The sequence below is a fragment of the Streptococcus sp. IsoGale022 genome (assembly GCF_031142805.1).
GTDB classification, from domain to species: Bacteria; Bacillota; Bacilli; order Lactobacillales; family Streptococcaceae; genus Streptococcus; species Streptococcus sanguinis_A.
Map to the genome: position 1 here is coordinate 114,789 of NZ_JAKZJI010000001.1, position 22,827 is coordinate 137,615.

The 22,827-nt window shown below is 39.4% G+C and carries 21 protein-coding genes and 1 other annotated feature; all 21 genes read right to left on the reverse strand.

Translation table 11 applies throughout. The features are described from left to right. Positions 1–4: 4 nt before the first annotated feature. Positions 5–409, reverse strand: a complete 405-nt coding sequence (locus RG608_RS00530; protein WP_268686677.1) for an SMI1/KNR4 family protein — start codon at positions 407–409, stop codon at positions 5–7. Beyond that, entirely contained in the window at positions 409–984 is a 576-nt protein-coding gene (locus RG608_RS00535) for an HNH/ENDO VII family nuclease (protein ID WP_374989830.1), read from the reverse strand. The genes RG608_RS00530 and RG608_RS00535 overlap by 1 nt, the downstream gene beginning before the upstream one ends. Beyond that, positions 981–4,370, reverse strand: coding sequence for an ATP-binding protein (locus tag RG608_RS00540; RefSeq protein WP_268686675.1), 3,390 nt, complete (start codon positions 4,368–4,370; stop codon positions 981–983). Before RG608_RS00540 ends, RG608_RS00535 begins: the two co-directional genes overlap by 4 nt. A 26-nt stretch (positions 4,371–4,396) precedes the next feature. Further along, the gene (locus RG608_RS00545; protein ID WP_308946392.1) at positions 4,397–6,871 is read right to left on the reverse strand and encodes a dynamin family protein; all 2,475 of its coding nucleotides are present in this window, start codon (positions 6,869–6,871) and stop codon (positions 4,397–4,399) included. A 140-nt stretch (positions 6,872–7,011) separates the two neighbouring features. Continuing rightward, positions 7,012–7,380 (reverse strand): 50S ribosomal protein L7/L12, encoded by a 369-nt coding sequence (gene rplL / locus RG608_RS00550; RefSeq protein ID WP_002895571.1) that lies wholly within the window; start codon positions 7,378–7,380, stop codon positions 7,012–7,014. 73 nt (positions 7,381–7,453) lie between these two features. Then, the gene (gene rplJ, locus RG608_RS00555; protein WP_268686673.1) at positions 7,454–7,954 is read right to left on the reverse strand and encodes a 50S ribosomal protein L10; all 501 of its coding nucleotides are present in this window, start codon (positions 7,952–7,954) and stop codon (positions 7,454–7,456) included. A gap of 37 nt (positions 7,955–7,991) precedes the next feature. After that, positions 7,992–8,127 (reverse strand) — a sequence feature (ribosomal protein L10 leader region). 110 nt (positions 8,128–8,237) lie between these two features. After that, the gene (locus RG608_RS00560) at positions 8,238–8,861 is read right to left on the reverse strand and encodes a hypothetical protein (protein ID WP_268686672.1); all 624 of its coding nucleotides are present in this window, start codon (positions 8,859–8,861) and stop codon (positions 8,238–8,240) included. Between the two features lie 105 nt (positions 8,862–8,966). Beyond that, complete coding sequence (locus RG608_RS00565) at positions 8,967–9,308, reverse strand: hypothetical protein (RefSeq protein WP_308946460.1); 342 nt, start codon at positions 9,306–9,308, stop codon at positions 8,967–8,969. Between the two features lie 238 nt (positions 9,309–9,546). Next, positions 9,547–10,344 carry a formate/nitrite transporter family protein gene (locus tag RG608_RS00570; RefSeq protein WP_308946395.1) on the reverse strand — a complete coding sequence of 266 codons (798 nt, stop codon included), beginning with the start codon at positions 10,342–10,344 and terminating at the stop codon, positions 9,547–9,549. 113 nt (positions 10,345–10,457) lie between these two features. Next, on the reverse strand, positions 10,458–11,405 hold the full coding sequence (gene mmuM, locus RG608_RS00575) for a homocysteine S-methyltransferase (protein WP_268686670.1): 948 nt from the start codon (positions 11,403–11,405) through the stop codon (positions 10,458–10,460). 9 nt (positions 11,406–11,414) lie between these two features. Continuing rightward, a complete protein-coding gene (locus RG608_RS00580; protein ID WP_308946396.1) occupies positions 11,415–12,821 on the reverse strand; it encodes an amino acid permease in 1,407 nt (468 codons plus the stop codon). A gap of 138 nt (positions 12,822–12,959) precedes the next feature. Then, entirely contained in the window at positions 12,960–13,658 is a 699-nt protein-coding gene (locus RG608_RS00585; protein WP_268686668.1) for a glucosaminidase domain-containing protein, read from the reverse strand. Between the two features lie 147 nt (positions 13,659–13,805). Next, positions 13,806–14,393 carry a ribosome biogenesis GTP-binding protein YihA/YsxC gene (yihA, locus tag RG608_RS00590; RefSeq protein ID WP_002915299.1) on the reverse strand — a complete coding sequence of 196 codons (588 nt, stop codon included), beginning with the start codon at positions 14,391–14,393 and terminating at the stop codon, positions 13,806–13,808. A 10-nt stretch (positions 14,394–14,403) separates the two neighbouring features. Continuing rightward, positions 14,404–15,633 carry an ATP-dependent Clp protease ATP-binding subunit ClpX gene (gene clpX / locus RG608_RS00595; protein ID WP_268686667.1) on the reverse strand — a complete coding sequence of 410 codons (1,230 nt, stop codon included), beginning with the start codon at positions 15,631–15,633 and terminating at the stop codon, positions 14,404–14,406. A 224-nt stretch (positions 15,634–15,857) separates the two neighbouring features. Further along, positions 15,858–16,370, reverse strand: coding sequence for a dihydrofolate reductase (locus RG608_RS00600; RefSeq protein WP_268686666.1), 513 nt, complete (start codon positions 16,368–16,370; stop codon positions 15,858–15,860). Between the two features lie 124 nt (positions 16,371–16,494). Continuing rightward, positions 16,495–17,334, reverse strand: coding sequence for a thymidylate synthase (locus tag RG608_RS00605; RefSeq protein ID WP_268686665.1), 840 nt, complete (start codon positions 17,332–17,334; stop codon positions 16,495–16,497). Between the two features lie 104 nt (positions 17,335–17,438). Further along, positions 17,439–18,398, reverse strand: coding sequence for an ROK family glucokinase (locus RG608_RS00610; protein WP_268686664.1), 960 nt, complete (start codon positions 18,396–18,398; stop codon positions 17,439–17,441). Between the two features lie 112 nt (positions 18,399–18,510). Next, the gene (locus tag RG608_RS00615; protein ID WP_268686663.1) at positions 18,511–18,921 is read right to left on the reverse strand and encodes a GNAT family N-acetyltransferase; all 411 of its coding nucleotides are present in this window, start codon (positions 18,919–18,921) and stop codon (positions 18,511–18,513) included. A 40-nt stretch (positions 18,922–18,961) separates the two neighbouring features. Next, entirely contained in the window at positions 18,962–20,830 is a 1,869-nt protein-coding gene (locus RG608_RS00620; RefSeq protein ID WP_308946399.1) for an ABC-F family ATP-binding cassette domain-containing protein, read from the reverse strand. After that, positions 20,827–22,026, reverse strand: coding sequence for a CCA tRNA nucleotidyltransferase (locus tag RG608_RS00625; RefSeq protein WP_268686661.1), 1,200 nt, complete (start codon positions 22,024–22,026; stop codon positions 20,827–20,829). Before RG608_RS00625 ends, RG608_RS00620 begins: the two co-directional genes overlap by 4 nt. Continuing rightward, positions 22,023–22,790, reverse strand: a complete 768-nt coding sequence (gene dapB, locus RG608_RS00630) for a 4-hydroxy-tetrahydrodipicolinate reductase (protein ID WP_268686660.1) — start codon at positions 22,788–22,790, stop codon at positions 22,023–22,025. Before dapB ends, RG608_RS00625 begins: the two co-directional genes overlap by 4 nt. Positions 22,791–22,827 lie beyond the last annotated feature (37 nt).

Below are 22,827 nucleotides of genomic sequence, written 5' to 3' on the forward strand. Positions count from 1 at the left end.
AAATCTACTCTTTTCTTGCAACACACTCCTTTAAGTATTCGGACATACTGGAATAAAGCTTTTTACATGAGCCATATTGCCATTCAAAGACAGAACCGTTAGTATCTAACAAAATTAGTATTCCATCAAATCCCAAATCTTCCAAAATAAACATATTTATTGGAAAGTCCGGATATGTTTCACGAGCCTCTAGCGTTGATTTTACAACATTAAGATATTCTGGTCCGTTCAAACCCTGCCATTCTGTCCCAAAGAAATTTACTACTCCGAACTCTCTTAAATAATCAATATAGTCTGTAGAAAATTTTATTGTAAGCTTATTTTGAGCCTTTAAAATTTGTTCATCGCTCGCACCTTTGGTAGCTTCTAGTCCTGAGACAAGTTTCAATTCATCGCTAATTTTTGACATTATATTTCCTCTCCTCTCATTTTCCAATAATTTGCTTTTTCTTTTGCAAAAGCTCTTCTATCGATCTCTGACGTCTGCGGAGGTACTTCGTGTAATAGTCTGTAATTCCCCTTATGCTCATCATGAGTTAATTCAGCTAAAGGTGAATCTTGTTTCTGTCCTATGTGATGAAGCTCAACTGGCTTACCATTCATTAGTGGAGCTTTTCCTTCAAGCATACGCTCTTTATTAGTTTTTCCGAATTCATCCTTTATCTTATAGTCAATATCAGTCCTTTGAAAACAGGCTCGGCCATTTACATCTTTTTCGATTACATTTAATCCTTTATAAACAGCCGCCTCTTCTTTCCAGCGGATATTATCAACAATGCCCACTGACCACCTTGTCTCAGTTTTTAGCTCTTGCTTATCGTGCTGGTTAAGCGGAGTTTTTTCGTGAAGAGCTGACTCTTCACCTTTTAATTCAGATTCCCTACTTACTTCCAACCTTTGATTAGGATTAAAAGAAGAGGGCTCATTTTCTATTTTCGTCATACTCTCTTTTAAACCAGATTGATTCATTTTTTCGATACTCACAATAAACCTCCCTTTTGTTTCCACTCTTCTAAACTAGCATTATTATTTAGCTCATGAACATATAGCTGTGTCAAAATTGCTTGAATAATATTTAATCGCTCTTGCTGAGTAATTGGTCCATCTACCAGCCTATTAAACTCATTAACGACTTCATAGGTAATAGTTCTTTTATCCTTACACTTTTGATTTACTTCTCGCGCCTTTTCTAAAAGACTCGGATAAAACTCCGAAATAATTGGAGCAACCTGAAGCATCTTCACCTCGTAAATCTGCTCATCAAGATACCCTAAAATTTTATGAATAGATTTACCACTGATAGGAGCTCCAAACAAATCATCTCTTAGTTTTTCAATATCTATATTCTCTATCTTTTCATTTCCAGTCAAAAATTTACTGATTTTCAAATAAACATCTGAATAAGATTTTGATTCATTCAGTGACTCTTTACTATATTGATAACTTTCGAGATTACTATCATATTTCTCAACCTTGCACAAGACCGGCTGAATCCATTCATTTTGATAAACAGCTGCAACACCTTTTGGTAATTTCGCTAATTCCAAAATTTGGTCATCATTTAGATTTGCAGATCTACCAACCAGCTCTCGGTCAGAGAAATCAGGAAGACGCATTATAATTTTAGTATTGGTATTACGAATAACAGATAAATCTAGAAGTCCTGGTGCTTGATCAGCTATAATAAACCCTTCTCCATAAGTACGCATTTCTGCAATAGCATTAGCGAGCATTTCAACACTTTTTCCAAGAAGATTGCTTGATTCTGAAGACTGTTCAGTTGAAGTTCTTTTCAATAGATTATGAGCTTCTTCCAAGACTGTAAGGTGACGAAGCGAAGAATTCATCTCTTCTTGAGACATTCTATATTCTTGCAGTTTCAAGACTAATATTCCCATTATTAAGGATTTGGTCTCACTAGATCCAACCCGACTTAAATCTATAATCACATTTGAATCAAATAATTGCTGTTCAGATAGTTCATCTTGAGAAAAAATGATTCCATTTATACCATTTGTTAAAGATTCAATTCTAGTCAATAAAGATCCTTTATAAGCGCCTTTATTCTCGCTATCATACTCACTAGAGTCAATAATTTCTTTTATATTTTCAGCAACGTCTCCAAATGTTGGATAAATTGTACCATAAGAATTTCTTGATTGAATCAAGTCCCATCCACAATCTATATACGACTTTTCAACTGCTTTTTTTAAGACCGCTGGCATAGCAGCATACATAGGCCAACATACATTGAAAATTTCAATTAAACGATCCAGATGTTCTAAAATATGAATTTCCTTAGAAAAACTAAAAGGATTCAATCTGAGCAAAGGAGTTAATTTCGGATTCGTGCCATATACTGCTACATCCTTTTCCTGGCCAAAGACATGTTTATACTCCCCTTTTGCAGGCTCTACAACAAGAAACTTGACATTATTTTCCCTTGCTTCGCTTAAAAGCTGGTAAATAGTATTACTCTTACCAGATCCTGTGCTTCCTGTTATAAAAGAATGGGACGTTAAAGAATTCAAAGATAAATCTACTGAAACTCTTTCCTCGCGGTTCATATGAAAAATATTCCCTAAACGGATTTTTTGTTCCGTTTCATCATTTAAATCATAAGAAACGATATTTCGACCAAATTCAGTGCATTCTATAATTGGTAGGCCTGGTATAGATTTTTGAGGAAAATTCAAAGAATAAGCTAACTCCTGACCAGACAAAGGAACTGTAGGAGTAACCAAAGATGGATAGACATAATAAGTTGAGTCATTTTCTAAAATATTAGGATTCAATGCAAATATTGGATGTCGCAAATCCCTCAAATAGTGGACAATTTCTTGAGTATCGCCGCTGCTATCTCCCATATCACCACGCCACAGATTAACGGATGATTTACTCATGTATGATTCTTCCCCCTGAGTTAGAGCTAGGTAAGTATGAGCGACATTATTTGCTATATTCTGGTCTTCGCTAAGTACATAAGCAGCAAACTCCCACATACCCAGAGCAGTTCCTTTTTCAAATCGCTTCATCTGATTATCCAAAACCGATAATGCATGATGAATATTATGGTTCATAAAGAACTGATTAATTCCTTCATTCTTACCAACCGTAGCTGTTACATTTGAGGCACGGGCAAAATTTGCTCCGATGTTGGAACCGAAATTCACAGCTCGAGAAACTCCCGCCGTCTTTCCCAAAGTTTTGGAGATAGCTCTACCAGCAGTTTTAGTAACAGCTTTTCCGACTGTCTTAGCAACATTTTTTCCTACAGTATCAGAAACAGAGGCCCCTCTGTTCCAAGAATGACTGTATTCAGCGTGTCCGATAAAACTTACTCCTCCACCAGCAGTATCCGATGAACCTTTGTTGCTACCACTAGTATGACTGCTATTAGTGCCATCAGTCTGACCACTTGAATCTGTCGTTGAATCTCCGCTAGACTGAGTAGTTCCAGAAGACTGATTGACAGCTTGATTTTGACCATGCTGGATACCCGCACTGGCACCAACATTAACTCCGAAAGTCGCCATGGAAGTTGTTGCATCAGATTCAGTGAAAGTGTAGCTAGTCTGCCATTTCTCGAAAGGAGCTAAAGCAGAATATAACTCAGAAAGCCTCAGCTTGCGATTTTCTACATCCTGAATCGGACTCGCCAAAAGAATCAAGGTATAGTCTTGACTAGGTCCCTCAGGAATGATGCCATCAATCAATTTTTCAATTGTTTGGCTAATAAACTTTTCAGATTTAGCTGCTGGAAGATTAGATACTGTAGCTACCGAATATGATTTTTGATTATTCAGGCAAGGTATGCGTCCACGACCAATCTCTTCTTTGACTGTTGAACCAGGGAAATTTCCTTTTATAGCTTCTAGAAGTCGCTTTTTATAATTCTCAACATTGACATTATCATTGGCATTCTCAGTGTTAATTACTGCTAGATAGACTTTCGTATCATTCTCTGTACGATGAAAGACTAGAGCAATATTGCAGCGTTCATTAGAAAGTACCTCATAGACATTTACTAATTTTTCCAGACTATTTTCCCGCTTATCTGTAACCCATTTCGTTATATTAAGATAACGGATATTATATGCTGGATTGAAATCTTCGTTATATTCAGCAGAATTTTCCAAAGGAACGTACAGCTCTTTTATCTGTTCTAAATAGGAGTTAAACACCTCAACGCCACATGACGCCAATAGCCTGTTGGTCAATTCCTCATCAGTTACGTCCGGTCGATCTGCAAGGTATTTTTCCTTTTGCTCTTCAACAGCTTTCAACTGTTCTGGACTCAAGGCAGATAGCTTTGCCAGTTTGTCCGCAGCTTTTGCTCCAGCCTTATTAATTAAATTTTTGATCCCCATAACCTTCCCTCAAAATACATCTCCACTTATTTCCAAGATATCATTCGCTTGATTTCATTTACATAAGTTTTAATCTGCTTTTGCTGTTCTTCAAGACTGTAAATTTCTTTAATAATCTTTTGAATTTTCTGGTCTAATCCCTTCAATTCTGGACTAAATTCAATAATATTACTTTTGATAAGAATTCCCAAATCCTGCATCCAATTGTTAAATTTACGTTCGTGTTCTGAGCAAATACTCTCACTGAATTCAGTAAATTTAGCTTTGAATTCTTTATTATAAGTATTAGTCAGACCTGAAATATTAATCTTATTTGATTTTAGTCGATAGTCACCAATTCTAAAAATATAACTTAATTCATCTCTATTAAATTTCCCTAAATCAAACTGATTAAAATCAATTTCTTCGTAAGAAATAATAATTTCTGAAATCGATTTTCTTTTCTCTGGCTGTAGATCCAAATCACCTGAAATGACTTTCTCTAACTCTTTTCGAACATCAGCTGTAGCATTTAGCCAAAACTCTTTTGAAAATTGGTTGAAATGCTCCTTTGCGGTAACCAAATTTTCACTGAACTGTTGCTTAATAACATTAAGCACTTCTGTTGAAGCTTGTTCTTCAAGCTTTCTTCGTCTATCATCACTTAGCTTATAATTATTAAATGAATCTTCTATATGCCCTTTAAATTTTGAAATGACATCTAATCCTGAACGAGTATCATCAACAATTACTTCAGGATACTCAAGAGCTAAATGTTCATGGAAATCCTTATACAAAGACTCCGACTCCGCTCTTTCCTTTTTTAAATTCTGGGTCAAACTTTGTAAATAACTCAGCATTTCCTCAGGGTATCGGCTAGTATAGTCTTCCCTTTCCTGAGATATACTTTTATCAATTGTTTCAAGAATTTCAGATTTTTGAGAATCAAGTTTATTCTGTAATTCTAGCTTACGACCATTCAGTTCTTTACTTTTCTCTTCGATTTCTCTATCCGTAATACCAATCAGTTGGTTCAAAGTATCCATGGCTTGTTGACACTTGTCGTAGTGAGAATATTTATTCACAAAATTCTTAATTGTATCTTCAATGGTTAATAAACCACTATTAGCATAGATAATGTTAGAACTAGATTCTGCAGTCTTAATCATTGAAGGAATCATCTGTCTAGGAAGGAGATTAAAATCAAACAACCTCTTATAATAATCGTTTTCTGGATCTGAATACTTAGCTTTGTAGGTATCGAATAATTCCGAGTAGAATTCTCCCTTGAGTTTGCCATCTAACTTGGACCCTAAACCGAGTATTGACGATACATAAAATATTCCCTGAGCATATAACTCACGAGGGATCGATTGATTCATAATCTTTTGTTTAAAAGATTCTTTTTTAAACCTTCTCAAACTAATATCTGCAGTTTCAGCCTTATTCACGACTATCATTGTAAAACGGCTGTCTAGTCCTGCAACTTTTTTTAGCTTATCTTTTAAATTATCATTATCTGTACTGTCCATTGAACTGCTATCTGTCACAAAAATTGGAAGACCATTAGACATCCCTTTCATAGCCTTGTCCAGAACATCCGAATGTTGGAGATTAGTAGAAGAATTTGAACCTGGAGTATCAAAAATAGCAATTTTATAATTTATATCATCTAGAGCACTTCTGCTAAAAGGAATCTCAATTTCAATTAAATCACCTAATTCAGAATCAGAAACATCATTTAATTCTTCCAAAACAAAACGTACTTTTTCAATAATTGAAGTTGGTTTCTCTTCATCCAAAACCTCATTAATTGAAGCTAATAATTCTTTTCCATCTTCTAGGCCATGCACAACTAGTTCATTATCTCGAAATAAGATTCTAGCTTCTTTTTCTTTAAAAGAAATTCGAATACTTGCTCTATCCTTATAAGGAGTAGAAGATAATTTGTAGACTTTCGCCGTAACAGGTGTTTCTGCACTAGGTAGTAGTTCGCAACCAATCAATGAATTAATAAATGTTGATTTACCGGCACTATAAGTTCCTAAAACACAAATTGGTACAATATCATTAGAAGCATCTGAAAACTTCTTTAATTGTTGCTGTATCTCACCACTCTCATCCTCAATGTTTTTTGTTATTAAAGGATCTAATTTTTGAAAAATCCGATTTATTTCAGGCAAAACATCTCTAGCATTTTCTAGATAATTTTCTGATTTTTCGAGTTGAATATTCTCAAACTTAATATCCGTAACCAAACGTTCTAGTTCTTGATACTCATCATCACTACCTGAAAAACAGATAGACAATACATCATCGGGATTAGAGTATTCAGTAATTATTTGATTTATAATCTCATAAACTTTAAAAGGAAAAAATCCAATTTGATACTCACTACTAATCAGTTTGCTATTAGAATTACTATCCTCGTCAATAGATGTCCATGAATTCAGCTGATTATTCCAACGCTCAAATAAAACCCTTTTTTCATAAGGATTGCTGATGATTTTTATCTTATTCATAATATCTCCTAAATCGCAATAATCTGTCTAAATTATATCATACAATCCTATTTTTTGTTAGCGTTTTAACATAAAAATGATTTTTGGATACAAAAAACCAAGTCTTTCGACTTGGTTGATTTCTATGATTGGAAACTCTATTATTTAAGAGTAACAGAAGCACCAGCTTCTTCCAATTTAGCTTTAAGTTCTTCAGCTTCTGCTGCAGCAACGCCTTCTTTGATAACGTTTGGTGCACCATCAACAAGTTCTTTAGCTTCTTTAAGGCCAAGACCAGTGATTTCACGTACAACTTTGATAACGCCGACTTTCTTGTCACCAGCTGCAGTCAATTCAACGTCAAATGAATCTTTAGCAGCGGCAGCTTCACCAGCACCAGCAGCAGCTACAGCTACAGGAGCAGCTGCAGTTACACCAAATTCTTCTTCGATAGCTTTTACAAGGTCGTTCAATTCAAGGATTGAAGCTTCTTTAATTTCAGCAATAATGTTTTCAATGTTCAATGCCATTGTTATTTCCTCCAAATAATTTTTAAATTTATAATATTTTTTTCGTAGCTAGGCTACGCTGCGTAGCTTAAGATTAAGCTGCGTCTTCTTTGTTGTCTGCAACTGCTTTGACAGCAAGTGCAACGTTGCGAACTGGCGCTTGAAGTACAGAAAGGAGCATAGAAAGAAGTCCTTCGCGGTTTGGAAGAGTTGCAAGTGCAAGAATCTCTTCTTTTGATGCGACAACGCCTTCAATTGCACCACCCTTGATTTCAAGTGCATCAGCGTTCTTAGCAAAGTCGTTCAAGATTTTCGCTGGAGCAACAACATCTTCGTTAGAAAATGCTACTGCAGATGGTCCAACAAAAACAGATGCCAAGTCTTCAAGTCCAGCTTTTTCAGCTGCACGACGCAAGATTGAGTTTTTGATAACTTTGTACTCAACTTCGCTTCCACGAAGCTCACGACGAAGAACGGTATCTTGCTCAACAGTCAAACCACGAGCGTCGACAACGACGATAGATGCAGCAGCTTTCATTTTCTCAGCAACTGCGTCAACCAGTTCCGCTTTTTTAGCAATAATAGCTTCACTCATTTAGTGTTTCACCTCCGTAATTATTTTGCTTGGGGAATTTTCCAAAAGAAAAACGCGCCCAAACCTAGACACGAAAGTACAATACGCTTCTTTTTACATGATACGTTTTGTCCTCGGTAGGATCTTTATGAGTCTAGCTCCCCTACTGTCTTAGGCAGTTTTTTCAAACCATTGATAATTATAGCAAAAGAAAAAAAAGATTGCAAGTCTTTTAAGCAATCTTTTTGAATTTAATATTACTATCCCGCAAATCTCTTACTTGACTAATATCTACTTCTTTCCCTTAGTCGAAAGTTTCGAGTTCAATATAATCAAAGTTCTCTCTTAAATAATCAAATAAGGCGTCTTTATGAGCATTCTGATTCATTCCAACAAAACTTCGAAACTCATTTGTACGGAGTTCAGATTCACTGCCATCAAGATACCATGCAGAAAAATGAACTCGTCTCACCTTACGATGACCTCTAAAACGATGCATCTTCATAAATGCATCTATCTTAGAACATTCTGGTAGGTAGGCAATATCAAATGTCCTGTAACAAATGAGATGATCGGCATAGACCAAAACTTGCAAATCTTCGTCAAGGTAATCCGCATCATTAAGATTTTGCCAGTCCTTCTCAAGCTCAGGGTAGCAATCTCTCAATTCCTGAATATTACTGTTTAACAAAAGATTATTTTTTATCATTCTATAGATAGACTCGACTAAACTCATATTGATCCAAATAAAGAAAAGAATCGACATAAAATTTTCACGAATCATATCTAGCCAAAATGATAATCCTACTTTTAATGTATGATAAATAAAACTACACGAATATAAACCAAAGAAGATAGCACTTATTACTGGACCAATCATCAACAAAATTCTAGCTCTAAGCGGCGAAAACTTAAATCTTTTTCCCACTTCCCTCATTTCCTCTTAAACTCAATTCTTTATCTCCTTTTATATCGCATTTCCCTTTTGTGTATTTAACTTTGTTTATCATAGAAAAAACTCATTTCAGTCATTTTATGACATATTTGGAAAAGTCTTCTTCAGCAGATTTCTGCTTTCTTCATCGACAGGCAGCCAGCCATCTTTGAAAATACGATCTTTTATCCAAAAACGATTATAGAAAAAAGTCCAAAAGAAATTAAAGGCTGTTCCAGTTGGCTTTAACAAATCTTCTGGAATGAAAAGCACAGCAATAACAAGCAAAGCGCAGAAAGAACCTAAAATAATACCAAAGTATTTCCAGTCCTTTCGAAAAAGCGGGACAAAAAAACTAAATAGTAACGTTGTAATAGAGTAGGATGGTGACAAGGTTTTAACTTTGCTCCCATCTGGTGACTGAATAGTGATCTTATTCATAACATCTCCTTTTGATTGCATAATATACCAAATTAATTTAACAAACTTCGATAATTCTGTCAACTTTTTTGCTTAGATATTAAAGATTGATAGCCAATAAAAATTAAAGAAGAGACTAGAAAGTTAGTCAAAGATCGTACTAGAGAACTGAAAGGTATTGACATCTTTGTTTGAATTAGACTTTAGAAAAGTGAAATCCAAATATTTTTTCAAAAAAATACAGCCCTAAGGCTGCATTTTAATCTACGTAATTTTCTTCCTTTTTATTAAACCAAGCGTATGGCAAACCTATGAGTAGGCCACCACCGATGAGGTTACCGATAAAGGTTACGCCCCAGTGGCGTAGGATATTTCCAATACCAAAATTTTGCACTTCCGCTGCTGCTGAGCTGAATTTCACGATAGCAAAGGAAACAAAGTTAGCAGCCAAGTGTTCGTTAGTCAAGAATACAAACATATAAATAGCTGATATAACTAAGAAGAGCTTAGCTGTACTATCCTTGACCAAGACGAAGGAAAGAATAGCAATATTAACAAAGATATTGGCTAACACTCCCTCGAGCAGAATCAGCTCATTAGATCGAGCAAGCTTCATCTGCACAACACCAGAAATGAAACTATCTTTGCTAAGCCCTGCATAAGCAGCCGAGTTAGCAAAGAGCCAGCCGGCAATCAAAGCGCCAATCAGATTGAAAAAGGTACAATAAAGCAAAATCATCAAGGCTTTTTTCCAGTCAATCTTCTTCAAAAAGGTACCAGCAGTCAGAAACATCATGTTGGAAGTCACCAACTCTGCATTTAGAAAGACAATGTAAGCCAATCCCCAAGCAAAGATGAAAGGAAAGAGAAAACGCCCAGTTCCTGGAACGATCTTATTCGTCAAATCAGCCGCAATAGCTCCAGCACCAGTACTAAAGGTCAGGAAAGCTCCAGCAAAGATGGAACGAACAGCGTACTTGGCCTTGCTTGTATCAAACAAAGCTTCTTTCTTGCGGCAAGCTGCTTCAATTTTAGGGATAAATGTCGATTCAGGCATAAAAATTTCTCCTATTAATTTAAACTATGTATAGTATATCACAAAGTTCTTTCTTTTGATAGCGTTTTCGAGAACCTTTTTAAATTTTCTAAAAGAGGTTTGAAAATCTATTTTCAAACCTTAAATCCTTTTGCTAACTGATAAATATCTTCTGGCCGTGTTCGACAGCAACCGCCAAAAAGCCGCACTCCTTGATTTTGCCAAAGTTTACTATTTTCCAGCAAGCTCCGCTCCTGCTCTGGATTGTCATGCCAAGTCCTGGTCAAGCCATTATAAGTTTCGCCAGAGTTTGGATAGGTCAGAAAAGGTTTGTTGCACACTTGTCCAAGCCCATCTAATAAAGGAGTAATTAAATGTGGAGCTGTACAGTTAAAACCAACTGCTAAGACTTGTGGACTTTCTTGAGCCAAGTTTCCTAATTCCTCAATCTTAGTACCATCTGATATAGCATTCTCCGACTGGGCGACAAAGGACAAATAAGCCTCAGCCTGCGGAAATTCCTCAGCTAAAAGTCGGAGGATTGCTGCCGCTTCTGCTCCATTTGGAATGGTTTCAATAGCCAATAAATCACAGCCCGCTTCTAACAAAGCTTGAATACGCGGACGGTGAAACTCTTGGAATTCCTCTTCGCTCAGCTGGTAGTCCCCCGTATACTCCGAACCATCAGCTAAATAGGCAGCATAAGGCCCTACCGAGCCTGCAACTAGAGGATAGGATCGCTGCTTTTGCTCTTCTGGAGATAATGCTTGCCAGACATTTTGGATTGCCTTTTGTGCTAAGAAGACTGTCTCTTTCAAAAGATCATAAGCCTTTTCAGGAGTTAGTCCTGCCTCTATAAATGCTGGAATGCTGGCCTGATAACTGGACGTAGTGATGATGTCACTGCCAGCTCTCACATAGCTTTCATGCACATCTTGAATAATCTGAGGCTGGTCTAATAGGTATTGAGCGGACCAAAGCTTACCAGATACATCATAACCCAGACTTTCCAACTCTGTACCTAAGGCTCCATCTAAAATAATAATTTCTTGGTTTTCAAGTAAATCTTTAAATTTTCCCATGAAATACTCCTAAAAACTACGATGACGAAGGTAATAATACAAATAGCAAAGACCAACAAAAGGTAGACCAAAATAAAGTCCTGCTCTTTGCGACTTATCCCAAGCAATCCCGACGACAGATAGAACCAAAAGAACTATCGTAATGTAAGGCAAGAAAGGACTGAAGGGAGTTTTGAAAGCTAGTTCCTCTTCATTATGTTCTTTCAGCCATTCTTTGCGAAAATGAATTTGAGCAATGGGAATAGACAACCAAACAACTACCACCGCAAAACCGGCAATCGAAACCAAAGCTAGGAAAACTGTGTCTGCCGCATAAAAACTTGCAAAAAGTGATAACGCAGCCCCTAACATAGATAATAAGAGAGCTCTCATTGGTACACCATGTCGATTAATTTTTACAACCTTTCGGCTGATCATTCCTTCATTTGCCAAAGACCATAGCATACGACTAGAAGCATATAGCCCAGAATTTCCCGCTGACAAAATAGCTGTCAAGATAACAAAATTCATGATATCCGCTGCATAAGGTAAACCAATCTTATCAAAAACAGTTACGAAAGGAGCCTGTGTCACTCCTGCTTCCTTGACTGGTAACAAAGCAGCTAGAACAATGATTGTCAAAACAAAGAAAATTACTAAACGACCAATCGTTGTTTTAATAGCTTTAGGCACAGCTTCTGTCGGATTATCCGTTTTTCCTGCAGCAATACCAATGAGTTCTGTACCTGAAAAGGCGTAGTTTACTGCCAGCATAATAGACAAAAGAGCTGTCCAGCTTTTAGGAAGAGCTCCGTGAGCTGTCAAGTTACTGAAGAAAGGCGCGTTTTGATGGTGACTCATAGGAATCAGACCAAATATCGCACCAATTCCCAAGATAATAAAAACAATAATCGTGATGACCTTGATGCTTGAAAAGTAGAATTCTGCTTCTGCAAACAATCTAACACTAAGAGCGTTCATCCCAAAAATTATAGCTGCAAAAAAAGCCGCAAAAAACCAAGCTGGAACACTAGGAAACCATCGTTGCATCAGCATACCTGCACCCAAGAACTCTGTTCCTAAAGCCACCGTCCAACAAAGCCAATAGAGCCAAGCAACCGCAAAACCTGTGCCCGGACTGATAAACTTTGTGGCATAAGTGTGGAAGGAACCGGTCACTGGCATGGCAACAGCAAGCTCTCCTAAAGAGAGCATAACCAGATAAACCACCACTGCTCCAACTAGATAAGACAAGATGGCCCCCAAAGGTCCTGCCTGAGCAATCGTATAACCAGAACTGAGAAAAAGACCTGTCCCAATAACACCGCCAAGCGACAGCATAAAGAGATGCCTGCTCGTCATTTTACGCTGAAATTCACCTTCATTCTCAAAGTTGTGGTTTTGAGAATGTTCATGTTTTGAATCTTTTTTAGCCATAATACTTCCTTTATTTTTTTACTATTTATCTATTGTATCATAAAGGAAAGTAAGGAATCATATATATTTTTTATTTGGGTCATAAAGAAAACCTATATATACCAAAAAAAGAGGTCTCCCTCTTTTTTGTTGTCTACATTAAAATCTATTCGCCCAAGCGGTATCGACATCCAAGATATCTTGAGTAGTGTATTGCTGACGATAAGGATTGTAAACGATATAGCCAGCACCAGACTCATAGAGTGGTGAATCAAAGCGAGTCAAATCGTATTTTTCAATAATATAATTCAATTTAGCATTATAGCTGGTATCCGTCGCATAGACACCAGTCAGGGCAGCTGTTGCATCCTGATAGGTTGGCGCATTACTCTTCCATGCACCTGCAAAATGCCCCTGTTTGAGAACTGTAACATAGTCTTGCAGAGACTCTACATAGCTAGGATATGAACGGAAACTGTCGTTGATAGTATAAGCATTTCCCTCTCCATCATCTTCCCAAGTCTCCATATTAGCAGACTGACCATCATAGTGACCTTTGATACCGAAAAGGTTATAATGAGGTTCACCAGACAGACCAGACTGCCCTGAGCCACTTTCTAAAATAGCCTGTGCAATCATAACAGAAGCATAAAGATCATTATCCTGTCCCAACTGACGAGCTGGCTCACCGATTTGTGAGATGAAATAGTCTGTTTGATTCATAGGCTGCTGGTCGCTATTATTGGCACTAGCAGGATTAATATGCTTGGCCAAGACAAAACCAACAGCAATCGTTGTTGTTATGATGAATAAAGCTGAAAGGATTCTCTTACCTTTTTTTGAAATTCTCTTTTTCACAGCACTTCTCCTGAATAAGATGTTAATAATACCATTGTAACATACTAAAGATTAAAAAAACACTATTGATAATTTACAAGTATATGACATTTTTCGTTTTATTTCAAAAAATCCAACTCGAAAACGAGTTGGATTTAATTCGTATTATTAAATTTTTGACAAAATCGCGTCCCAAGCAGCATCTAAGCCATCCTTGGTGACTGAGGAAAAAAGAATGAAATCATCATTTTTGTCAAAGTCCAGCTTTTTCTTAATAGCTGACTCGTGCTTATTCCATTTTCCGCGAGGGATTTTATCAGCTTTGGTCGCTACTAGAATGACTGGAATGTCATAATATTTCAGAAATTCATACATTTGCACATCATCTGCACTAGGATCATGCCGAAGATCAACAAGGCTGACAACCGCTCTGAGATTTTCACGACTGGTCAGATACTCCTCAATCATCCGGCCCCATTTTTCACGCTCTTTTTTGGAAACACGGGCATAGCCATAACCTGGCACATCTACAAAACGCAGCTTGTCATCAATGTTGAAAAAGTTTAGCAGCTGAGTTTTTCCAGGTTTTCCTGAAGTTCGCGCTAAATTTTTGCGATTGAGAAGTGTATTGATGAAACTGGACTTTCCGACGTTTGATCGGCCAGCTAAGGCAATCTCTGGAATATCATCTTGAGGGTAGTGCGATTTATTGGCCGCACTCAGCAAAATCTCAGCATTGTGTGTATTGATTTCCATAAGCACCTCGTTAGGCAGTTTCTAGAATAGGCTTATCTGTTCCATCTACTGCTTCTTTGGTAATGCGGACAAGTTTGACATTTTCCTGACTTGGAACTTCAAACATGACATCCATCATAGTTTCTTCGATGATTGATCGAAGTCCGCGTGCACCTGTTTTACGTTCAATTGCTTTATTAGCAATCTCCTGCAGAGCATCTTCGTCAAATTCAAGCTTAACGTCATCATAAGATAGCAGTGCCTGATACTGCTTAATAAGGGCGTTTCTAGGCTCTTTCAAAATCCGAACCAAATCATCAACTGTCAGTTGCTCCAGAGCAGCAAAAACAGGCAAACGGCCAATTAACTCAGGAATAATTCCAAATTTTTGAACATCTTCTGAGATAATTTCCTGCATATAGGACCCATCTTCGTCAATTGCTCGGTTATTCTGACCGAAACCAATGATTTTCTCACCCAAGCGCTGTTTTACAATTTCTTCAATACCATCAAAAGCACCGCCAACAATGAAGAGAATATTCTTGGTATCAACCTGAATCATTTCCTGCTGCGGATGCTTGCGTCCACCTTGCGGCGGCACACTAGCTACTGTTCCTTCGATAATCTTCAGCAGAGCTTGTTGAACTCCTTCACCCGAAACATCACGGGTGATAGAGACGTTCTCACCTTTCTTAGCAATCTTGTCGATCTCATCGACATAGATAATACCACGTTCTGCACGTTCAATATTAAAGTCAGCTGTCTGCAAAAGTTTGAGGAGGATATTTTCCACATCTTCACCGACATAACCAGCTTCAGTCAGAGCAGTTGCGTCCGCAATTGCGAAAGGCACATTGAGACTGCGAGCTAAAGTCTGCGCCAGGAAGGTCTTACCTGACCCGGTCGGGCCAATCATCAAAATATTTGACTTTTGCAGTTCCACATCTTCTTCTTCACGGCTGTCGTGGTAGTTAATACGCTTGTAGTGATTATAGACCGCTACTGCTAAGGCACGCTTAGCTCGGTCTTGCCCGATGACATAGTGGTTCAAGATATTAAGCAGTTCTTGAGGTTTTGGCACCTCGGACAGATCCGCCAGCACTTCCTCAGCTAGTTCTTCACGGATGATTTCCTGCGCCAGCTCCACACATTCATTACAGATAAAGGCATTGTTACCAGCGATAATCTTCTGCACCTCATCTTGGTTCTTCCCACAGAAAGAACAAAAAACCATCATATCATCATTACGACTTGTAGGCATTGTTTACTCCAATTCTAAAATTCTAAATCTATTTATTTTCTTTCGTACATGTTAAAAAAGTGTCATATAAAAAGCATGAATGGAATTTACCAAGTTTGTAAAAGCATTCAGCAAAAATAAAGCCGTCAGTCCAAACCGCTTTTTCCGAAAGGTTTGAACGGCACAAATAAGACAAATGACACATAAAAAGGCCGTAAAAAAACCAAAAATACTACGTTCCATTCTTACGAGTCCTTCCTTTGGTATCTTTTTATAGTGAAATCATAAGGATTCTTTTCATCTTTGGCATGAAATTCACTGCTAACTTCCTGATAAGGAGCCCAGTCAAATGTCTCAGGGAAATAGGTATCTCCTTCCAACTTAGCAGCAATCTGAGTCTGAATCAATTCTTCCAAATATGGCTCAAAAGCCCTGATAATCTGCGCTCCGCCGATAATATACAAGTTTCTATCCTGCTTGTGGTACCAATCCAAGACATCTTCCACATTGCTGAACAGCAAGACATTCTCATTGTCAACTTGATAGTTCTTGTCCCTGCTCAAAATCAGACTGATTCGATTTGGCAAAACGCGGCGCTGCAGACCATCAAAGGTCACTCGGCCCATCAAAATAGCATGCCCAGTAGTTGTAGCCTTAAAATGCTGCAATTCTGCTGGTAGATGCCAAGGCATGACCTTGTCTTTTCCAATCAGACCATCCTCTGCCTGAGCCCAAATGGCAATAATCTTCTTTGTCATCCTTTTATCCTTTGTATTAGTAACTCTATTCTATCAAATTTGCTGTAAAAAGGCATGTTTAAAGTATGATTCAAGCAGAACTTTTGCTGAGGTTGGCAGTTCTCGCATACACTTATTAAAATCGTTAAATGGCCAAATCGAACTTCAGCTGAGGTTTAACGGGATTATAGTCTAATAACTCAAAATCTTCTGCTTTGATATCGAAGAAATTAGTCCCATCTGGCACATTTAAAACGAGTCGAGGTTGACAGTCGCTAGGTTCCCGACGCAATAGCTCCTCCGCCTGCTCGAACTGATTGTCATAGATGTGTAAGTTATTGATAAAGTAAAAGAACTTGCCGACCTTCCAGCCGAAATGCTTGGCAATCATCATCTGCAGAGCCACATATTGCATAGCATTGATGTGGTGAGCAACTAACATATCATTTGAGCGCTGAGTAAGAGTCGCATCCAGATAAATGTCTCCATCTACACGCCGAACGTCAAACATGGTTTGAAAAGCGCATGGAAGCAAGCCGTCACTCTCTTCAAAAGCTTCATAATCCCAGAGAGAGATGATATTACGACGATTCCAAGGATTGGTTTCCAGCTGTTGGAGAATTTTATTGATAATATCGTGCTTCTTGACAACAGCTCCGTAGCGCTGCCCGATAGTACCCGTATCGCCAACTTCCCAGTCATTCCAATAGTGAACATTATACTTGTCGTTGAGTAATTCCAGGCTATTGGACTGGTCTTGATAGATCCAAAGAACTTCCTTGATGGCAGACTTGATGGCAATAGGGCGCAGAGTCGTGATTGGGAACTCGCCCTTGCTCAAATCATATTCCGCAAAAGAACCAGTGATATATTTAGAGTTAGCTACATTTCCATCCTTGTAGCGCGGACGAGCATTTTCAGAAAAAACACCCTGCTCCATAATTTTTTTAATATTCTCTTTGAAAATCGCATCTGCTAGCGTCATGATTTCTCCTTCGTTCAGTGAGCTTTTTCTAGTATAGCAAATTTTCCATAAAAATTCTCCTACAGACCTTTCTGCAGGAGAACAAATGAAGCAAACTTGTTGAATTATTGTAAAACCAATGAAGCTGCCCCGATAACACCGGCATCATTTCCAAGAGTAGCCAAGGCCAACTTAGTTGAGGTACGAACCTGCGGGAAGCTATTCTCTTCATAAACCTTGCGCACGCCATCCAGCAGGAAATCACCTGCAGCCGACACACCACCACCGATAACAATTGTAGATGGATTGAGGATAGAGCCGATATTGGCACAGGCAATTCCTAAATAACGAGCAAAATTGCGATAGACAATCAGAGCCAGCTCATCGCCTTCTTTCGCCAAGTCAAAGACGATCTTCGCATTGACATCCTCACCATTGTCAATCAGTTTTTTCAACTCGGCATCACCAGCATATTCATCAGCATAGCGGCGAGTCAGATTGACAATACCAGTCGCAGATGCCACAGTCTCTAGGCAGCCCTTCTTGCCACAAGTACATTGAATCGGCTGATCAAAGTCAACAGTGATATGGCCCAACTCTCCTGCTGCTCCAGCAAGTCCGTGCAAGAGCTTGCCTTCTGCAACAATTCCTCCGCCAACACCTGTTCCTAGTGTCATGAATACTACATCAGGCTGGTTTTCTCCAGCTCCCATCCAGCGTTCACCCAAAGCAGCAACGTTAGCATCGTTGTCAATATAGAAAGGAATCCGAGTCGCTTTTTCAATCTTATCCTTGACCGGCTGCAGCGTCTTCCAATTGAGATTGTAAGCACCGATAACAGTCCCTTTCTCACGGTCAACTACTCCTGGCGAGCCCATACCAATCCCGATAAAATCCTCTGCTGAAAGCTGAAGCAAGTCCAAACGATGCAGGATTGACTCAATCATATCATCTACGATGTGGCTTCCTTCGTCCAAAATATTGGTTTTAATGGACCATTTTTCCTGAATTTCGCCCTCTGAAGTCAAAATAGCAAACTTAATAGATGTTCCACCAAGGTCAATTCCGATTATTTTTTTCGACATGATGTTCTCCTCTGTGTTTTATTTATCATCATTATATCAGATTTTTTCAGTAAGGAAAAGGTTTGCATAAAGAAAAGTAAAAATCAAATCCATCTTTATTCCCAAAGTAAACTCACAACTCTTTTGTATAATAATATCTTTCACCAGTATAAGGATAGTCTTTCAGCGCAAACACTTCTGTATAGCCGTGCTTTTTATAAAAATCTGGGGCTTGGAACTGATACGTATCTACAAATGAATATTTGCATTCCCTTTCTCTGGCTTCCTGTTCAGCCCTGCACATTATTTCTGAGCCTATGCCTTGCCCTCGTAATTTCTCGCTCACATACAAATACTCAATCTCCAGCCAATTACCAAAAGTTTCGGCCACCATACCAGCCAGCAGATTTCCTTGTTCATCTTCTACATAGATGTTAAGAGGTTCGCTTTTGGATGGTTCTCTCTTAGATTGATTGTAGGATCTGATTAAATTTCCCAGTTCCTGTGTTTTCTTTGAGTCAGTATTTTCCAATCTTAGTTTCATAGATGCCTCCGTTTAGATTTCTGCCTAAACACTACTTCCTTCATCCGTCTAACCCACTCAGGTATTCATAGCTCTCGTATTTTTCAAGCAATTTTTCGTTCTGCTCATCCAGTTCTTGCTGGAGTTGAGAAAGGCGAGTAAAGTCAGAGCCATTCTCCTGCATGGCCGCTTCAATCTCAGAAATCCGCTCCTCCAGCGCCTCGATATCAGCCTCAATAGACTCCCACTCCTGCTTTTCAAAGTAGGTCATGTGCTTTTTCTCCTCACGCACTTTGGTCGATTTTTCCTTTTCAGTCTTTTGGGAAATAGCAGAGCTTTCTGCCAAAAAGGCTTTTTCGTCTAAGTAATCCGTGTAATTGCCGAAAAATTCTCTAATACTTCCATCCTCAAAAGCCAAAATTTTGCTGGCTACCTTGTCTAGAAAATAGCGATCGTGGCTGACTGTAATAACTGGCCCGGAAAAGCCTTGCAGAAAGTTTTCTAACACCGTCAGAGTTGCAATATCCAAATCATTAGTTGGCTCGTCTAGAAGCAAGACATTGGGCTTTTCCAAGAGAAGCTTAAGTAGATAAAGGCGCTTTTTCTCTCCGCCGGAAAGCTTTTCGATTAAAGTTCCATGAGTAGAGCGAGGAAATAGAAATTGCTCCAAGAGTTCTGCAATAGAAGTCGTTCTACTGCCTATCTTGGCTTCCTCAGCCACTTCTTGCAGGTAATTAATGACTCGCTTAGACTCATCCAAACCCTCAATCTGCTGAGAGAAATAGGCTACACGAACTGTCTCTCCGATAATGAGCTGACCAGCCTGAGGCTGAAGTTTTCCAGCAATCAGATTGAGCAAGGTTGACTTGCCGACGCCGTTATCTCCGACGATCCCAATGCGGTCCTTGTTCTGGATCAAAAGACTGAACTGAGAGAGAATAGGCTTCTGATCATAAGCAAAGTCCACATTTTGAAACTCGATGACTTTCTTACCGATACGACTAGTTTCAAAGTTCATTTCCAGATTACTGTCAGTTGTATGACCGTCCAAATCGTTCTTGAGGTCATGGAAACGATTGATCCGAGCCTGTTGCTTGGTTGCCCGAGCCTGAGGCTGCCGCTGCATCCAAGAAAGTTCCTGCTTGTATAATTGCTGCTTTTTGTGAAGCAAGGCCGCATCCCGCTCATCCTGCTCTGCCTTGAGACGGACATAGTCTTGATAATTTCCCTGGTATTCAATCAAGCGACCGCCATCCAATTCAAAAATCCGTGTCGAAATATTATCTAAGAAATAGCGGTCGTGGGTGATGAAAAGCACGGTCTTCTTGGAATTTTTCAAGAAATGCGTCAGCCATTCGATGGTATCAATATCTAGGTGGTTGGTCGGCTCATCCAGTAAGAGCAAATCGGCATCGCCTAAGAGAACCTGGGCCAGCTGAACCCGGCGACGAAGGCCTCCTGATAGCTGACCAACCTTAAGTGACAGATTTGTCAGACCAAGCTTGGACAGGACCGTCTTGACCTGACTTTCGATTTCCCAAGCATGGAGCGAGTCCATCTCAGCCATAACTGCTTCTAGTCTAGACTGCTGACTTTCATCATAAGCCGTCAGGAGCAGCTCATACTCTCGAATCAATTGCATTTCCCGTAAATGACTGGACAAAACAGTGTCAAGCACCGTCTGCTCCTCATCAAAATCAGGCTCCTGAGTCAGATAAGCAATCTTATAGCCTGTCTTAGCAGAAAAAGGGCTGACATCTCCGTCAAAGCCCGACTTGCCCGACAAGACATCCAGCAACGTTGTCTTTCCAGTTCCATTGACACCAATCAGACCAATCCGATCTAGGTCATGAATGATAAAGGAAATATCCCGAAAAACAGTCTTATCTCCTACTGATTTGGTTAGCTTGTCAACAATAAAATCGCTCATTTCTTCTCCTCGATATAAGCATAAATGGGCTCTAGTTCATTAGGTAAGTGGCCATCTACAATAGCGTATTCTAACTCTTTCAAAATTTGGCCGAGTTTTGGTCCCGGCTTAAAACCAAACTCGCGCATCAGCATGCCGCCATTGACCACCATTTCCTGCTTACTATGAATAGTCAGACTGGCATCAAGATTCTGAATCGCAGAGAAGTCCACTGCCAAACCTTGCGCCTGCCGTAGTTCTTCTGCTTGTAGCAATAAGTCAATATCATAATCATAGCAGTCCCGCTTGGTCAAGTCTCGTTCTGAACGAATAGCCGCAATCTCAACCAAATCTTCTACTTTCTTGGCAAATTCACGAGACGTCTTCCAGTCTTTTAGAATGCCTTTAACATCTTGCACATCCAAGGCTAGCAAAAGGGCTGCCCAAGCCTGCTCGGACGCTGAAAATCGAAAATCTGAAGCCAAGTCAAAGAGCCTTTCTAACTTAGCTCTGCTTCCCTTCAAATCTGGCAAAAATTCTATAGCACCACTTGTCAAGAGTGCTTCTAAACCCTTGCGCCAAAACGGGGCCAGCAAGAGCTTGTCGAATTCGATAAAAATTCGTTCAACCGAAATCTTTTCAAGTAAAGGAGCACAATCCTTCATAGCCACAAAAGTATCTTGCTCTAGGTCAAAATCCAAGGCAGCTTGAAAACGAAAGCCCCGCATGATGCGTAGAGCATCTTCATTAAAACGCTCAGCAGCCGTCCCAACTGCCCGCAAAATCTGATTTTCCAAGTCATTCAAGCCTTGGAAAAGATCGATGACTTGGCCGTTTTCATCCAAAGCTAGAGCATTGATGGTGAAATCGCGTCGCTTGAGGTCTTCCTCCAAAGAACGCACAAAAGAAACCTTACTAGGCCTGCGGTAGTCCACATAGACATCCTCGGTCCGGAAAGTCGTCACTTCGTATTCGCGGTTATTTTCCAAGACCAAGACGGTTCCATGCTCAATCCCCACATCAACTGTACGATCAAAGATACGCTTGATTTCCTCAGGATAGCTGGAGCTAGCGATATCCACATCGTGAATAGGTCGCTTCAAAAGGGCATCACGAACGGAGCCCCCAACAAAATAAGCTTCAAAGCCAGCCGTTTTTATCTTCTCTAATACTGGCAAAGCCTCCTGAAATTCAGAAGGCAGAGTTTCTAATCTCATAGTAAATGTTCCAATCCATAGACTAATTCTGAGCGTTTGACAACTTCTTTAATGGCAAGATTAACACCTGTCATAAATGAAGTACGGTCATAGGAATCATGCCGCAGGGTTAATCCCTCTCCCTGGCTGCCAAAGATTACTTCCTGATGGGCAACCAGACCAGGCAAGCGAACTGAATGGATACGCATGCCATCGAAATCAGCTCCACGAGCGCCAGCTATAGACTCTTCCTCATCAGCAGCTCCCTGCTGCTTGCTCGGTCTGACTTGGCTGATGAGCTCGGCTGTCTTGATAGCCGTCCCGCTCGGTGCATCCTTTTTCTGGTCATGATGCAGTTCGATAATTTCTACATTCGGGAAATACTTGGCTGCCTGAGCCGCAAACTGCATCAGTAAAACAGCTCCCAAGGCAAAATTCGGCGCAATCAATCCGCCGAGTTTCTTTTCCCTAGACAGCGTGATTAACTCTTCCAACTGCTCTGGAGTAAATCCTGTCGTTCCGACCACTGGGCAAAATCCCTGCTCCAGAGCAAAACGAGTATTGTCATAAGCTACTTTTGGGGTTGTAAAATCAACCCAGACATGGGCTTCCAGCCCAGCCAATTCTTCCTTGGCATCGAAGACAGGAACACCAGCCACTTCTTTTTCATCCGTAAAAGGATCTAGCAGTCCAACTAATTCTAGTTGAGGATCTTCTGTTACCATTTTATAGGCTGCTTGGCCCATTTTCCCTTTAAAACCAGCAATAATAACTTTGATACTCATGTTTTCCTCCTTACAGAGACAAGCTCAGTCTTTCAAG